This is a genomic window from Haemophilus haemolyticus, assembly GCF_003352385.1.
Lineage (GTDB): Bacteria > Pseudomonadota > Gammaproteobacteria > Enterobacterales > Pasteurellaceae > Haemophilus > Haemophilus haemolyticus_I.
The window spans coordinates 958,965-974,065 of sequence record NZ_CP031243.1 but is presented as its reverse complement, the minus strand read 5'-3'; the positions used below and the strand labels follow the sequence as shown (position 1 = coordinate 974,065).

The following is a 15,101-nucleotide window of genomic DNA, read 5'->3' as shown; positions in this document are numbered from 1 at the left end:
TTATAGCGGTTTTTTATTCAAAAAATTGTGACAGACTGCAAATTTTCACAAAATCATTACAAAATTTTTTGATGCGAGGCATTAGCTAGACTTTTCATTTTTCAGCAAAAAAGGTAGGATTTTCACAAGAGAATCATTGAGGATAATAAAATGAATCCATTTCAAAAACTTAAAAGTGCGGTAAATAAATGTCAAAGATTTTTTATCAATCGTTCATTACAACGTAAATTGACTAACCAAGGCATGACTGTCATTTCTGCCAATTGCGTGGGAGCTTTTATCTTACATGATTTACACCAGCAGTTTAATTCCCCTTTTGTGAACCTCTATCTCTCACCACAGGATTTTTTGCGTTATTTACAAAATATGGATTTCTACCTCACTCAACCTCTCACATTCGTACAAACAGAAAAAAGTTATCCAGTGGGAAAACTTGCCGATCTTGACATTCATTTTATGCACTATCACAGTGAGCAAGAAGCCAATGAAAAATGGCAACTTCGCACGTCACGAATGAATTTAGACAATCTTTTTATTATGATGACAGATCGAGATGGTGTAACCGAAAAAGACATTCAACTTTTTGATCAACTCCCTTTCAAAAATAAAGTAATTTTTACTCACAAGCCCTACCCTGCTTTTAAATCGGCTTATTATATAAAAGGCTTCGAGAAACAAAATCAGGTGGGCGATATTTTTGAGTTTTCTGGCTGGAATGGGAAAAAATATTATGATCAATTCGATTACGTGAAGTGGTTTAATCAAGCTTAATCGATAAAGGCTGCATTGCAGCCCTTTTTGTTTCGTTCTAAAAGCAAAAACCTGTACAATGCCTAGCGAATTTTAACAAGAGAAAACATAATGAGATTAGATAAATTTATTGCTGAAAATACGGGATTAACGCGTTCTCAAGCAACGAAAGCAATCCGCCAAAGTGCGGTAAAAATTAATGGTGAAATTGTCAAAAGTAGCGCGGTACAAATTTCACAAGAAGATGAAATCTATTTTGAAGATCAATTATTAACGTGGGTGGAAGAAGGCCAGTATTTTATGTTGAATAAGCCACAAGGCTGTGTTTGTTCTAATGATGATGGCGACTATCCAACTATTTATCAATTTTTTGATTACCCTTTAGCGGGCAAATTACATAGCGCGGGTCGCTTAGATGTAGATACAACAGGCCTCGTATTGCTTACCGATGATGGACAATGGTCACATCGCATCACTTCCCCCAAACATCATTGTGAAAAAACCTATTTGGTGACATTAGCTGATCCCGTAGAAGAGAATTACACAACAGCTTGTGCAGAAGGCATTTTATTACGCGGAGAAAAAGAACCCACTAAACCAGCAAAATTAGAAATCTTAGATGATTACAATGTGAATCTGACGATTTCCGAAGGTCGCTATCATCAAGTAAAACGTATGTTTGCCGCACTTGGGAATAAAGTCGTTGGATTACATCGCTGGAAAATTGGTGATGTCGTGTTGGATGAATCCTTAGAAGAAGGCGAATACCGCCCATTGACTCAAAGTGAAATCGAAAGTTTGGTGAAATAAGATGAGTCAACAAAAATCTACTTTTATCTTTATTCTTACGCTCGGTATTCTCTCCATGCTACCGCCTTTTGGCGTGGATATGTATTTGCCGTCTTTTTTAGAAATTGCGAAAGATCTCGGCGTGAGTCCAGAGCAAGTACAACACACGCTCACTTCTTTTGCTTATGGCATGGCATTTGGTCAGCTTTTTTGGGGGCCTTTTGGTGATAGTTTCGGACGAAAACCGATCATTTTACTCGGTGTCATTGTAGGCGCATTAACAGCTTTAGTGCTCACCGAAATAAATTCAGTCGGAAATTTCACCGCACTTCGTTTTGTTCAAGGTTTCTTTGGTGCTGCGCCAGTTGTACTTTCAGGCGCATTATTGCGTGATTTATTTAGTAAAGATCAGCTATCCAAAGTGATGTCCACCATCACGTTAGTATTTATGCTTGCACCTTTAGTTGCGCCAATTATTGGTGGTTACATCGTTAAATTTTTCCATTGGCATGCGATTTTTTACGTTATTTCGCTCGTGGGATTATTAGCCGCAGCATTGGTCTTTTTCATCATTCCAGAAACCCATAAAAAAGAAAATCGCATTCCGCTACGCTTAAATATTATCGCTCGCAATTTCCTTCTGCTTTGGAAGCAAAAAGAAGTACTTGGCTATATGTTTGCCGCCTCTTTTGGATTTGGTGGGTTGTTTGCTTTTGTGACTGCAGGATCAATTGTCTATATCGGCATTTATGGAGTTCCCGTCGATCAGTTCGGTTACTTCTTCATGATGAATATCGTTACGATGATCTTTGCCTCCTTTTTGAATAGCCGATTTGTCACTAAAGTGGGCGCAGAAACAATGTTACGGATAGCCCTCACAATTCAATTTCTTTCTGGAATGTGGCTAATTTTGACCGCACTTTTAGATCTCGGTTTTTGGCCTATGGCAATTGGCGTCGCCTTTTTCGTTGGTCCAAACCCAGTGATTTCATCAAATGCAATGGCATCAGCTTTAGAAAGATGTCCTCAAATGGCGGGAACAGCAAATTCTTTGATTGGTAGCGTACGTTTTGCAGTGGGTGCAATTATGGGAAGTTTAGTCGCGTCAATGAAGATGGATACTGCCGCACCAATGCTCTTTACTATGGGGGCATGTGTCGTGATTTCCGTATTGGCGTATTACTTTCTAACCAGCCGAAATTTAAAAAGCCGTGGGTAAATATCCCCACGGCTCAATGATTGTTTTCTTTATTAAACAAAAACCATCCATAACGGTAAGCAAACCGCAATAAATAATAGGATAAATAAACTATTGGCAGATAATTTCCACTTTTGGAAACTATGCAGAATCAAAATAACCGCAATAACAAAATGACAAACAAAATAAATGATGTAAGCGAAAATACTGTCAGAATTACCCGCACTTTCCATACCATTTAAAAGTAAAAATAAGAAAATTGCCAAGGCATTTAGGGCAAGTAATATAATCATGGCTAACGGAAACAATGCAATAAAACCTTGTAAACGATTTCGTGCAATAACAAGTGCAAGATTTGCTAAAATCACGCCAGATAAAATCGGCGCAAAAGGGTTATATTCAGCAAAGGCACTCGCAGGAAGCGCAGTAAAAATCATTAAATAACTCAAGCAACCTAAACCCGCAATTAATGCAGCCATCAATAAAAAACTGTTACGGATTTTTTCAGTTTTTGGTTGTTTCCAAATAAAATACACGACAGAAAGACCACATACGCTCATCACGTTAGTAAGCGTGTGATTATTCTGTAATAGACTTATCACCAACCACACTGCCCAATAAATAGCAAAAGTCAGATTAACTTTGATTAAACGACCACGTTGTCCTGGGCAAATTTCGCCGCGATAAAACACCAACAAAGAAATTAACTGTGCAACCAACACGCCTACACCTAAATGAGGCATTGTTTGCTTTTCAGGTTGCAAAGAAAAAATAAATAGATCGATGCCAAGCACCACTGAGATCGATAATACCGCAAGCAATGCCGCGATATATTTAGAAGATTGTTCTGACATAATTTTGACGTACGAAAAAATAATGCGCCATTATGCTAAAAATTCATTAAATTTTAAAGTAGAATGAAACCAATTATAACCGCACTTAGGTACATGAATGTTACTTAGTATTTTATATATCATCGGTATCACCGCTGAAGGAATGACAGGCGCACTTGCGGCAGGTCGTGAAAAAATGGATATTTTTGGCGTGATAATTATCGCATCCGTCACTGCCATTGGCGGTGGCTCTGTGCGTGATGTACTGCTTGGGCATTATCCTCTCGGCTGGGTTAAGCACCCAGAATATTTTTTAATGGTGGCAAGTGCGGCGGTAATTACCGTATATGTTGCGCCATTCATCAATCATTTTATGCGCTATTTCCGCACTATTTTCTTGGTGCTCGATGCGATGGGTTTGGTGGTGTATTCCATTATTGGCGCACAAATTGCGATGGATATGGGACATAGTCTCACTATTGTTTGTATTGCAGGCTGTATTACAGGTGCCTTTGGTGGGGTTTTACGCGATATGCTATGCAATCGAATTCCTCTCGTGTTCCAAAAAGAACTCTACGCCAGCATTGCGCTATTTGCCACACTGACTTATTACGCATTAAGCACACTTCAAGTAGAACATACGCTTGCCGTGTTACTCACACTTATTAGCAGCTTCACTTTACGCCTTTTAGCTATTCATTTCGAATGGGGTTTGCCTGTATTTAATTACCAAGAACTCACATCGGAAGAACAAGATAAGCTGCCAAATAAAAAGAAATAAATACAATAAAGGGAATAACTATGTTAGAACAAATGGGTAAACAAGCCAAAGATGCAGCATTTATCTTGGCTCAACTCACCACTGCTGAAAAAAATCGTGCATTATCCATTATTGCAGAACAACTCGAACAACAAGCACCGCTTATCTTAGCCGAAAACGCAAAAGATATTGAACTTGCCAAACAAAATAGATTGTCTGATGCCTTGATTGATCGCCTACTGCTCACGCAAGAACGTTTACAAGGCATTGCTAATGATGTACGCCACGTTATTTCTCTTGCAGATCCCGTGGGGAAAATCATAGACGGCGGCACATTGGATAGCGGACTTAAAATCGAACGCGTACGCACTCCGCTCGGCGTCATTGGCACCATTTATGAAGCTCGCCCAAATGTGACTATTGATGTGGCAAGTCTTTGCCTTAAAACGGGTAATGCAGTAATTTTACGCGGTGGTAAAGAAACACAGTTTTCTAACAAAATTTTAATCGAAGTTGTGCAAAATGCTTTAGAGCAAGCCGGCTTACCAAAATTTGCTGTGCAAGCCATTACCGATCCAAACCGTGAGCTCGTTATGCAATTATTAAAACTGGATCGCTATGTGGATATGATTATTCCTCGTGGTGGTGCGGGTTTACATGAATTGTGTAAACAACATTCGACTATTCCAGTTATTGTGGGTGGCGTGGGTGTTTGCCATACTTTCGTTGAAGAAAGTGCGGATCAAAATAAAGCAATTTTTGTTATTGATAACGCCAAAACACAACGTCCAAGCACCTGTAACACATTGGAGACATTGTTAGTACAACGTTCTATTGCTGAAGAATTTTTACCCAAACTTGTCTCTCAGCTTTCCGCTAAAAACGTAAAATATCACGCAAAATCCACCGCACTTAATATATTGAAACAAGCGGGTGCGAATGTCTGCGAAGTGACAGAAAAAGAATTGCGCGAAGAATGGGGATCATTGGATTTGAATATCGTTGTTGTGGAAGATATTCATGCCGCTATTGAGCATATTCGCCAATATGGTACGCAACATTCTGAAAGTATTTTAACTTCTTCACAAAACCTAGCCCGTCAATTTATTAATCAAGTCGATGCCGCTGCTGTTTATGTGAATGCAAGCACACGCTTTACTGACGGCGGACAATTTGGATTAGGCGCAGAAGTCGCCGTAAGCACCCAAAAACTTCACGCTCGTGGCCCAATGGGATTAGAAGCATTAACGAGTTATAAATGGGTGTGTGAGGGAGAATATACGGTTCGCAAATAAAACCCAAAGTGCGGTAATTTTTAGAAGAGATTATTTGCATATAAAAAAGTCCGCGAAAGCGGACTTTTTCATTATCTTTATTTGTCAGATTTACCCAAATTATCAAAGAATTTTTTCACACCGTCCAAAAATCCTGAAGATTTTGGCGCATGCTTACTTAAATCTTTACCTTGTAAACTTTCTTCAAGTTTTTGGAGTAATTCTTTTTGTTCGCTGGTTAAATTAACGGGTGTTTCTACCACAATACGGCAAATCAAATCTCCCGCATAGCCACTACGTGTAGAGGCGACACCTTTGCCTCGCATGCGGAATAATTTTCCAGTTTGCGTTTCAGCTGGGATTTTAAGTTTTACTCTGCCATCTAAGGTCGGTACTTCAATTTCACCGCCAAGCGCTGCAGTAGCAAAACTAATCGGTACTTCGCAATATAAGTTACTACCGTCACGTTCAAAAATGTTATGTTCTCTCACATGAATCACAACATATAAATCTCCAGCTGGTGCGCCATTTTCGCCCGCAGCACCTTTGCCCGCTAAGCGAAGTTGATTGCCCGTATCTACACCTGCAGGAATTTTTACTGAAAGATTTTCTTTCTTATGAACTCGCCCTTCACCATGACAGCTGCGACAAGGTTTTTCAATTTTCTTACCGCTACCATGACAAGTTGGACAAATACTTTCAGATACAAAGAAACCTTGCTGACGACGAATTCGACCAGAACCGTGACAATGCGGACAAGTTTCCACTTTAGAACCTTTTTCAGCCCCAGAACCACCACAGCTATCACAATGCGCAAGAGTATTGATTTGAATATCTTTGGTTGTACCTTTTACGGCTTCTTCTAAAGTGATTTCTAAGTCATAGCGTAAGTCTTCACCACGAACAACACGCTGACGACCACGTCCACCACCGCCGAAAATATCGCCAAAAATATCGCCGAACATATCACCAAAATCAGCGCCGCCAAAGCCGCCACCGAAACCACCTGCACCACCACCTTGTTCAAAGGCTGCGTGGCCATATTGATCATAAGCTGCGCGTTTTTGATCGTCGCCTAATACTTCATAAGCTTCATTAATTTCTTTGAATTTTTCTTCTGCTTCTTTACTGCCTTGGTTTTTATCGGGGTGATGTTTAGATGCTAAACGTTTATACGCACGTTTAATGTCATTCTCACTCGCCCCTTTTGTCAATCCAAGGACTTCGTAGTAATCTTTTTTTGCCATAGTGTTTCCGTATTTTTATTTGCAAATATTTTGTCATTTCTGAGCGCTTGCATTCGCTATTTTTAGCAATGTGGGCAAATTGAAATGTAAATATCCACTTTTCCATTTGGATAATATTTCTCAAAATCCACTTTATAAGCACGTTTTAATAAGCCTTGCTTTTCTTTATTCCAAATGCGTTGCCACGTTTGAACTACTAATTCACAAGTCGTGGGGAAGATTTCATACCAAGTCAGATCTTCAATTTCAATGGTTGAGAAACTGCCTTCAGGTTTACTTTCTTGAGCAACAGCAACATCATAATAGCCCGTAAAATCCGATTCGTAATTCAGATAAACACCATAATAAGGCTCATTTTGAGGCAATTTTGCAAAATTATTCTGCCAAAGCTGTCCAATCTTTTCTGAGGGATTTTCCTTTGTGTTATGCGTACGAATTGTAGCAAGTGGATAAAGTGTAAGTGGCATAACTATTCCTTAAATTTACAAAATTCTGGGTAAATTTGACCGCTTATAACATCCCCCTCTTTAGAAAAGAGGCGGGGGGAGATTTGGCAGAAGTAAATTTAGCTCATAAGAGGATTTGATATCGCTATCAAATCTCCCCTAACCCCTCTTTTCTAAAGAGGGGGATCATTTATATACACCAAAAGGGCGTGTTTCCACGCCCTTTACTTAGATAAGAGTAGAAAATATAGGATATGTTTTAATAATATAATCCCTATTTCCACTTCTCATAACAAAATTATCTAAGTCATCTTCGTATACCTCATAAGGTAATATATCGTCAATCAGAGTAACGACAATAAGTTTTTTAGGTTCCTTACCGAAAAAACATTTCTTATTCTCAAAATCTGAACTGTTTATCCGATGATCTTTTTTGATCGTATCAACTACTTTCTTCAAGTGTATATTTATTGCCCCAGCCTTTGCTTGTTCAGCCGTTTGGTGAATATAAATATTCCACGTATTTTTATCGGATTGAGTTGAAACTGTGCAAATAAAGTGATGAGGAACATTATCGATAGAAAATTGCTGTCTATTTAAATTTGCCATAAGTATTTATTCCTAAATTTTTTACTTATTATCTTTCACTTCTTCAAATTCAGCATCTACCACGCCATCATCTTTTGCTGATGATTGTTGTGGTTGCTCGCCACCAGCTTGTTGAGCTTTTGCTTGAGCTGCTTGCATTAATGGTTCAGAGGCTTTAATTACCGCTTCAATTTTCGCTTCAATTTCTGCTTTATCTTCACCTTTTGCCGCTGTTTCAAGCTCAGCGACTGCTGCTTCAATTTTCTCTTTGTCTGCGGCACTCAATGTATCGCCAGCTTCTGCAATTTGTTTACGTGTTGCGTGAGCAATACCGTCTGCTTGGTTACGAGCTTGAACAACTTCTTCAAATTTACGGTCAGCATCAGCATTTGCTTCTGCATCACGCACCATTTGTTGAATTTCTTCATCAGATAAACCAGATGATGCTTGAATACGAATTTGTTGCTCTTTACCCGTATTTTTATCTTTTGCAGATACGTTGATTACACCGTTTGCATCGATATCAAATGTTACCTCAATTTGTGGCATACCACGCGGTGCAGGATTAATACCTTCTAGGTTGAATTGACCTAAAGATTTGTTGTCTGCCGCACGTTTACGTTCACCTTGAAGAACGTGAATGGTTACCGCACTTTGGTTATCTTCCGCTGTTGAGAATACTTGCGATTTTTTAGTTGGAATCGTGGTATTTTTCTCAATTAAAGTGGTCATCACGCCGCCCATGGTTTCGATACCAAGTGATAACGGAGTAACATCTAATAAAAGAACGTCTTTCACATCACCTTTTAATACACCACCTTGCACTGCCGCACCGATTGCCACCGCTTCATCAGGGTTTACATCTTTACGAGCTTCTTTACCAAAGAACTCAGCAACTTTTTGTTGTACAAGTGGCATACGAGTTTGTCCACCCACAAGAATAATATCGTGGATTTCGCTTACACCTTTACCTGCATCTTTTAATACAGTTTTGAGTGACTCAATTGAGCTTGCTACTAAATCTTCTACTAATGCCTCTAATTTTGCACGAGTGATATTTAATGCTAAGTGTTTAGGTCCAGTCGCATCTGCAGTGATGTAAGGTAAGTTTACTTCGGTAGATTGCGCTGATGAAAGTTCAATTTTTGCTTTCTCTGCAGCTTCTTTCACACGTTGTAATGCCATTGCATCATTACGTAAATCGATGTTTTGTTCTTTTTTGAACTCATCAATGATGTAATCAATTACACGGTTATCGAAGTCTTCCCCGCCTAAGTGAGTGTTACCACCTGTTGCCAATACTTCGAAAGTTTGTTCGCCATCAAAGTTATCAATTTCGATGATTGAAATATCGAATGTACCACCACCTAAGTCATAAACTGCGATCACTTGGTTCTCTTTGCTTGAACCTAAACCAAACGCTAACGCAGCCGCTGTTGGTTCATTGATGATACGTTTAACGTCTAAACCAGCAATTTTACCTGCATCAATCGTTGCTTGACGTTGTGCATCGTTAAAGTATGCAGGAACGGTAATTACCGCTTCTGTTACAGATTCACCCAAGAAATCTTCTGCAGTTTTTTTCATTTTTTTCAATACTTCAGCAGAGATTTGTGGCGGTGCTAATTTATCACCTTTTACATTTACCCAAGCATCACCGTTGTCAGCCCGAGTAATTTCGAAAGGCATAATTTTAATATCGCGTTGAACTTCTTCGCTTTCAAAACGACGACCAATTAAACGTTTAATCGCAAACAAAGTATTTTTCGGGTTAGTGATTGCTTGACGTTTTGCTGGCTGACCAACTAAGGTTTCATTATCTGTATAAGCAATAATTGAAGGGGTTGTACGTGCACCTTCTGCATTTTCAATTACGCGAGCTTTGTCGCCGTCCATTACTGCTACACAAGAGTTTGTTGTACCTAAGTCAATACCAATAATTTTTCCCATTTTGTACTCCTAGTAAAAATTTTAAAATCTGGGGAAGGGCTTGTAGCCCTATTTATTACGAATTGTAAGATGTGGATATTCTTTCGCATTTCAAGAGAAAATTTTAAAAATTTTTTATTTCTTAAAGTGCGGTGATTTCCGTTCTTGTTTTCAAGATAAGTCTCAAATGATGAACTTCAAGGGGAAAACAAAAATTTTCAGGCAAGAAAAAGGGATTTGTGATAAATTTGACGAAAATTTTTACGTTAAAAATAGGAAAGAAATAAATGAAAAAATCAAAAATTGCTGCAGGCGTAGTCGTTGCTCTTGCTGCCGTTTGGTGTACAGGTGCATGGTTTACAGGGAAAAAAGCTGAGGAAGAATATTTACATCAACTAAAACAGTTAAATCAACTATTTGCCAAAACTGATGCATTAAAAGAAAGTAAAATTTTTTATAAAAATATAAAATTTGAAAGAGGATTATTTGCCTCTCACATTCAAGATCAAATAGAAATCCACAAAGCAAATGAAACGATCATTATTCCTTTATTATCAACGCTTTATCACGGGCCTTTGCCGCTTGACCGTGTGGCAAAACTGAATTTCGTTCCAACCATTTTTTCAAGCCAAACCTTGTTAGGAAAAAATGCAACAACTCAGGCACTCTTTGATATCACAAAATCAGAGAAACCGTTACAACTGAATTTCGCAATGAATTATTCATTAAGCGGTAATGCGGAATTAAAACTTGCATCGGGGCAATATCACAATGAGCAATATAAGGCAGATTTTGGTTGGTCAAATGTCGTATTAAATGTAGATTTAGACAAAAATGAACCAAGCAATTATACGCTATCTGTAGATGCATTTAATTCAAATTACCCTAATCATACAGCTTCAACAGCTTCAACAGCTTCATCAATTAAAGTAAAAGATCTTGTCGTACAAGGCTCACTACAAAGCACAAAATGGCCATTTATTTATAGTGGAAGCATCAATAGCAAAATAGGCTATTTTGAGCAAAATACCGAATCTGCAGAGACTGGAGAAAAACTCTCTCTTATTCAGAAAAACAACCAAGCAAATTTAACTACACAAGTTGAGGGTGATACAGTAAATATCATCAATAAAACAACTCTGGATGAATTACATATTAACGGCAACAACTTAGGCAAAGTGACCAACAATGTAGAATTGAACCATATTGATGGCAACGCATTGCAAGAACTTTTAAATATTTTAGTTTCAATCGGCAAGGCTGATTCAGGTACGCCGTTACCTAAAGCATTGGTGCAAAAATTACAACAAGCAGGCATGGCCATTGCGAATAATCAGCCTCAAATTAAATTTGCCCCTCTTTCTATTTCTGATGAAAAAGGCAAAGTGGCATTGGATCTGAATATTGCTTTAGTGCCAAATCCTAAATTTGATTTAATGCACAGCGGCTTATACAAACAATTCAAAGATTTTTCGATCAATTTTGATGTGAATAAAGAAACTGCGATTTCATTGTTATCTAAATTTGTACCAGAAAACCAAAAGCAAGATTTAGTTTACAGAATGGACGAATTAATTGCTGAAGACGAAGCAAATGGCATTATCATAAACACGGACAAAACCGTCACATTAACGCTTGCTTTAGAAAATAACGAATTGAAACTAAACGGCAAAGCAATACCAGAAGAACAGTTGAAAATGGTACTCTTTATGCTTGTAATGGGGGGATTTGGGTGATAACAAAAACAGGGCGATAAATTGTCGCCCTGTTTCACGATGAAGAGCGGTAAATATTCTTTATCTTTTTAAGCTAAACGCTCTTCTAAATACCCCTCATAATCTGGCACTTCAATTTCCACATCTTGTTCAAATAAAACTGAAGTTAACATAAAATCTGCAGAGCTTTGATTAATGGCAACGGGGATATTCCACACTGTTGCAATACGCATGAGAGCTTTTACATCGGGATCATGTGGTGCAGCATTCATTGGATCCCAAAAGAAGATCATCATGTCGATTTTCTTTTCTGCGATTAATCCACCAAGTTGTTGGTCGCCGCCCATCGGACCACTTAATAAAGATTGAATGCTTAAACCTGTTTCTCGTTCTAAAATATGGCCTGTGGTACCTGTCGCATAAAGTATATGAGGTTTAAGTGCTTCTTTATGTTTTTGAGTCCAATTCAGTAAATTTTTTTTGCAGCTATCATGAGCCACAAGTGCAATACGTTTGTGTTGGGTGAGCGTTCGCGTCGTTATATGCATGATTAATTCCTTTTTGAAATAAGTTTGAAAAACTTTAAAGCAAAGCCCTATAGAATGCAATGTTTTACTTATGATTTTAATAGGCTTTACAAAAGGCGAGAAAAATTACCGCACTTTCAAAAGATTACCGATTAACACAGTACTGAACAGGGATATTTGATGAAAATTTACTATCTTTATCTCAAAAAATCTTCTAAAATTTACAAGATTTGTTAAATGTTTGTAAAAAGGCAAGCATTTCTGATATTCGTGTTTAGTGCTGACTAAACTAATGTTCACTTAATTAACAGATAAGGAAAACCTATGTCTGAGATTTTAAAAAATGACGTTGATCCAATCGAAACTCAAGATTGGTTACAATCATTAGATTCTTTGATTCGTGAAGAAGGCGTAGAGCGTGCACAATATATTATTGAGCAAGTTATCGGCCAAGCACGTACAAGTGGTGTTTCATTGCCAACAGGTGTAACGACCGATTACGTCAATACTATTCCAGCTTCTGAACAACCTGCTTACCCAGGTGATCATGCTATTGAGCGTCGTATTCGTTCTGCTGTGCGTTGGAATGCTATTGCTATGGTATTGCGTAGTCAGAAGAAAGATCTTGATTTAGGTGGTCATATCTCAACTTTCCAATCTGCTGCAACCATGTATGAAGTTTGCTATAACCACTTCTTCAAAGCGGCAAGCGAGAAAAACGGTGGCGACTTAATTTTCTTCCAAGGCCATGCTGCTCCAGGTATGTATGCGCGTGCATTCTTAGAAGGTCGTTTAACTGAAGAACAAATGGATAACTTCCGTCAAGAAGCCTTCACCGATGGTTTATCTTCATATCCACACCCTAAATTAATGCCTGAATTCTGGCAATTCTCTACGGTTTCTATGGGTTTAGGCCCTGTGAATGCCATCTACCAAGCGCGTTTCTTAAAATACTTAGATAACCGTGGCTTAAAAGATACCAAAGATCAAAAAGTCTATGCATTCTTAGGCGATGGTGAAATGGATGAAATTGAGTCTAAAGGTGCATTAACTTTTGCGGCTCGTGAAAAATTAGATAACTTAATCTTCACTATCAGTTGTAATTTACAACGTTTAGACGGTCCGGTTAATGGTAACGGTAAAATCGTTCAAGAATTAGAAGGATTATTTACTGGTGCGGGCTGGGAAGTGATTAAAGTTTTATGGGGCAGTGATTGGGATAAATTATTCGCGAAAGATACTTCAGGTAAATTAACTCAGTTAATGATGGAAGTAGTTGACGGTGACTATTTAACCTTTAAATCTAAAGACGGTGCTTATGTTCGTGAACATTTCTTCGGTCGTTATCCAGAAACCGCTGCATTAGTAGCAGATATGACTGATGATGAAATTTGGGCATTACGCCGTGGTGCACACGATAGCGAAAAATTATATGCTGCCTATGCAAAAGCACAAAATGCAACGAAACCAGTTGTGATTTTAGCGCATCAAGTTAAAGGTTATAAAATTCCTGAAGCGGAAAGTAAAAACACCGCTCACCAATCTAAAAAAATGTCTTACGAAAGCCTTAAAGGTTTCCGTGACTACTTCGATTTACCATTGACTGATGAGCAAGTAGAAAAATTAGAATACATTAAATTTGCTGAAGGCACACCTGAGTATGAATACTTACATGGCCACCGTAAAGCATTAAACGGTTATGTTCCTGCTCGTCGTACTAAATTTGATGTTGAATATAAAGTACCTGCATTAGAAGAGTTTAAAGCATTATTAGAAGAACAACCACGCGGCATTTCAACTACAATGGCGTTTACTCGTGCATTAAACATCTTATTAAAAGATAAAAACATTGGTAAAACTATCGTTCCAATGATTGCTGATGAAGCACGTACTTTTGGTATGGAAGGTTTATTCCGTCAAATCGGTATTTATAACCCACATGGTCAAAACTATGTACCTTCAGATCGTGATTTAGTGGCTTACTATCGTGAAGCAAAAGATGGTCAAGTTCTACAAGAAGGTATCAATGAATTAGGTGCAACCGCATCTTGGTTAGCAGCAGCGAATTCATACTCTGTCAATAACCAACCAATGATTCCATTCTTCATCTATTACTCAATGTTTGGTTTCCAACGTGTGGGCGATATGATGTGGGCTGCTGGTGACCAATTAGCTCGTGGTTTCATGGTGGGGGGTACTTCAGGTCGTACAACCTTAAACGGCGAAGGCTTACAACACGAAGATGGCCATAGCCATATTCAAGCAGGTATCATTCCTAACTGTATCACTTATGATCCATCATTTGCATTTGAAGTTGCTGTAATTATGCAAGACGGTATTAACCGCATGTACGGCGAAAAACAAGAAGATGTATTCTATTACATGACAACATTAAACGAAGTCATGGATCAACCAGCAATGCCTGCTGGTGCGGAAGAAGGCATTCGCAAAGGTTTATATAAATTTGAAACAGTGGAAGGTAAAAAAGGCAAAGGCCACGTTCAATTGTTAGGTTCTGGTGCCATCATGCGTCATGTTCGTGAAGCAGCGCAAATTCTTGCAAAAGATTATGGTGTCACCTCAGATGTATTCTCTGCACCTTCATTCAATGAATTAGCACGCGAAGGTCATGATGCAGCACGTTGGAACTTATTACACCCAACAGAGACACAACGCGTACCATACGTTGCTCAAGTATTAGCTGATTTACCAACCGTTGCTTCAACTGACTATGTTAAAGCATACGCAGATCAAATCCGTGCATTCGTACCAAGTCGTCATTATCATGTGTTAGGTACAGATGGTTTCGGTCGTTCAGACAGCCGTGCAAATTTACGTGAACACTTCGAAGTTGATGCACGTTATGTTGTGGTTGCTGCACTTTCTCAATTAGCGAAAGAAGGTACAGTATCTAACCAAGTTGTTGCAGATGCGATTGCGAAATTCGGTTTGAATGTAGATCGTATCAATCCGCTTTACGCGTAATTGATGAAAACTGCGGTCAAAAAATATCGTGTTTTATGACCGCACTTTAAAAGGAACAAA

Annotated in this window: 13 protein-coding genes; 7 read left to right on the top strand and 6 right to left on the bottom strand. The window is 38.5% G+C overall.

Going from position 1 to position 15,101, the window contains the following annotated elements; translation table 11 throughout:
- The first annotated feature begins 150 nt into the window (after positions 1–150).
- From DV428_RS04900 to DV428_RS04890, 3 genes are all read left to right on the top strand, one after another.
- Positions 151–771, top strand: a complete 621-nt coding sequence (locus DV428_RS04900) for a DUF1919 domain-containing protein (RefSeq protein ID WP_114908885.1) — start codon at positions 151–153, stop codon at positions 769–771.
- Between the two features lie 90 nt (positions 772–861).
- Positions 862–1,560 (top strand): 16S rRNA pseudouridine(516) synthase RsuA, encoded by a 699-nt coding sequence (gene rsuA, locus DV428_RS04895; RefSeq protein WP_114908884.1) that lies wholly within the window; start codon positions 862–864, stop codon positions 1,558–1,560.
- 1 nt (position 1,561) lies between these two features.
- Positions 1,562–2,758 carry a Bcr/CflA family multidrug efflux MFS transporter gene (locus tag DV428_RS04890; RefSeq protein WP_065249725.1) on the top strand — a complete coding sequence of 399 codons (1,197 nt, stop codon included), beginning with the start codon at positions 1,562–1,564 and terminating at the stop codon, positions 2,756–2,758.
- A gap of 32 nt (positions 2,759–2,790) precedes the next feature.
- On the opposite strand, the gene DV428_RS04885 is transcribed toward DV428_RS04890, so the two are convergent.
- Positions 2,791–3,591 carry a hypothetical protein gene (locus DV428_RS04885; protein ID WP_114908883.1) on the bottom strand — a complete coding sequence of 267 codons (801 nt, stop codon included), beginning with the start codon at positions 3,589–3,591 and terminating at the stop codon, positions 2,791–2,793.
- A 97-nt stretch (positions 3,592–3,688) separates the two neighbouring features.
- Between DV428_RS04885 and DV428_RS04880 the strand changes: the two genes are divergently transcribed.
- Together DV428_RS04880 and proA are read left to right on the top strand one after the other, a co-directional pair.
- Positions 3,689–4,351 (top strand): trimeric intracellular cation channel family protein, encoded by a 663-nt coding sequence (locus DV428_RS04880; protein ID WP_005652973.1) that lies wholly within the window; start codon positions 3,689–3,691, stop codon positions 4,349–4,351.
- 20 nt (positions 4,352–4,371) lie between these two features.
- Positions 4,372–5,625, top strand: coding sequence for a glutamate-5-semialdehyde dehydrogenase (proA, locus tag DV428_RS04875; protein WP_114908882.1), 1,254 nt, complete (start codon positions 4,372–4,374; stop codon positions 5,623–5,625).
- A 77-nt stretch (positions 5,626–5,702) separates the two neighbouring features.
- Here the strand turns inward: proA and dnaJ are convergent, their stop codons facing one another.
- The 4 genes from dnaJ to dnaK form a co-directional block, all read right to left on the bottom strand.
- Positions 5,703–6,851, bottom strand: coding sequence for a molecular chaperone DnaJ (gene dnaJ, locus DV428_RS04870; RefSeq protein ID WP_114908881.1), 1,149 nt, complete (start codon positions 6,849–6,851; stop codon positions 5,703–5,705).
- 62 nt (positions 6,852–6,913) lie between these two features.
- Positions 6,914–7,318: a GyrI-like domain-containing protein gene (locus tag DV428_RS04865; protein ID WP_114908880.1), complete on the bottom strand. Its 405-nt coding sequence runs from the start codon at positions 7,316–7,318 to the stop codon at positions 6,914–6,916.
- Between the two features lie 207 nt (positions 7,319–7,525).
- On the bottom strand, positions 7,526–7,906 hold the full coding sequence (locus tag DV428_RS04860; RefSeq protein ID WP_114908879.1) for a hypothetical protein: 381 nt from the start codon (positions 7,904–7,906) through the stop codon (positions 7,526–7,528).
- Positions 7,907–7,927: 21 nt separating this feature from the next.
- On the bottom strand, positions 7,928–9,835 hold the full coding sequence (dnaK, locus tag DV428_RS04855; protein WP_114908878.1) for a molecular chaperone DnaK: 1,908 nt from the start codon (positions 9,833–9,835) through the stop codon (positions 7,928–7,930).
- Between the two features lie 266 nt (positions 9,836–10,101).
- Here dnaK and DV428_RS04845 point away from each other — a divergent pair, with 266 nt between their 5' ends.
- Complete coding sequence (locus DV428_RS04845) at positions 10,102–11,550, top strand: YdgA family protein (protein WP_114908876.1); 1,449 nt, start codon at positions 10,102–10,104, stop codon at positions 11,548–11,550.
- Between the two features lie 68 nt (positions 11,551–11,618).
- On the opposite strand, the gene mgsA is transcribed toward DV428_RS04845, so the two are convergent.
- Positions 11,619–12,077 (bottom strand): methylglyoxal synthase, encoded by a 459-nt coding sequence (gene mgsA, locus DV428_RS04840; RefSeq protein ID WP_009500009.1) that lies wholly within the window; start codon positions 12,075–12,077, stop codon positions 11,619–11,621.
- 303 nt (positions 12,078–12,380) lie between these two features.
- On the opposite strand from mgsA, the gene aceE reads away from it, so the two are divergent.
- Positions 12,381–15,041, top strand: coding sequence for a pyruvate dehydrogenase (acetyl-transferring), homodimeric type (aceE, locus tag DV428_RS04835; protein ID WP_114908875.1), 2,661 nt, complete (start codon positions 12,381–12,383; stop codon positions 15,039–15,041).
- Positions 15,042–15,101: the final 60 nt, after the last annotated feature.

Excerpts from the sequence above, each read along its gene's own strand:
- DV428_RS04860 (WP_114908879.1), bottom strand. The coding sequence starts at position 7,906 with ATGGCAAATTTAAATAGACAGCAATTTTCTATCGATAATGTTCCTCAT.
- DV428_RS04890 (WP_065249725.1), top strand. The coding sequence starts at position 1,562 with ATGAGTCAACAAAAATCTACTTTTATCTTTATTCTTACGCTCGGTATT.
- proA (WP_114908882.1), top strand. The coding sequence starts at position 4,372 with ATGTTAGAACAAATGGGTAAACAAGCCAAAGATGCAGCATTTATCTTG.
- rsuA (WP_114908884.1), top strand. The coding sequence starts at position 862 with ATGAGATTAGATAAATTTATTGCTGAAAATACGGGATTAACGCGTTCT.
- DV428_RS04885 (WP_114908883.1), bottom strand. The coding sequence starts at position 3,591 with ATGTCAGAACAATCTTCTAAATATATCGCGGCATTGCTTGCGGTATTA.
- dnaK (WP_114908878.1), bottom strand. The coding sequence starts at position 9,835 with ATGGGAAAAATTATTGGTATTGACTTAGGTACAACAAACTCTTGTGTA.
- mgsA (WP_009500009.1), bottom strand. The coding sequence starts at position 12,077 with ATGCATATAACGACGCGAACGCTCACCCAACACAAACGTATTGCACTT.
- DV428_RS04880 (WP_005652973.1), top strand. The coding sequence starts at position 3,689 with ATGTTACTTAGTATTTTATATATCATCGGTATCACCGCTGAAGGAATG.
- DV428_RS04845 (WP_114908876.1), top strand. The coding sequence starts at position 10,102 with ATGAAAAAATCAAAAATTGCTGCAGGCGTAGTCGTTGCTCTTGCTGCC.
- DV428_RS04900 (WP_114908885.1), top strand. The coding sequence starts at position 151 with ATGAATCCATTTCAAAAACTTAAAAGTGCGGTAAATAAATGTCAAAGA.
- aceE (WP_114908875.1), top strand. The coding sequence starts at position 12,381 with ATGTCTGAGATTTTAAAAAATGACGTTGATCCAATCGAAACTCAAGAT.
- DV428_RS04865 (WP_114908880.1), bottom strand. The coding sequence starts at position 7,318 with ATGCCACTTACACTTTATCCACTTGCTACAATTCGTACGCATAACACA.
- dnaJ (WP_114908881.1), bottom strand. The coding sequence starts at position 6,851 with ATGGCAAAAAAAGATTACTACGAAGTCCTTGGATTGACAAAAGGGGCG.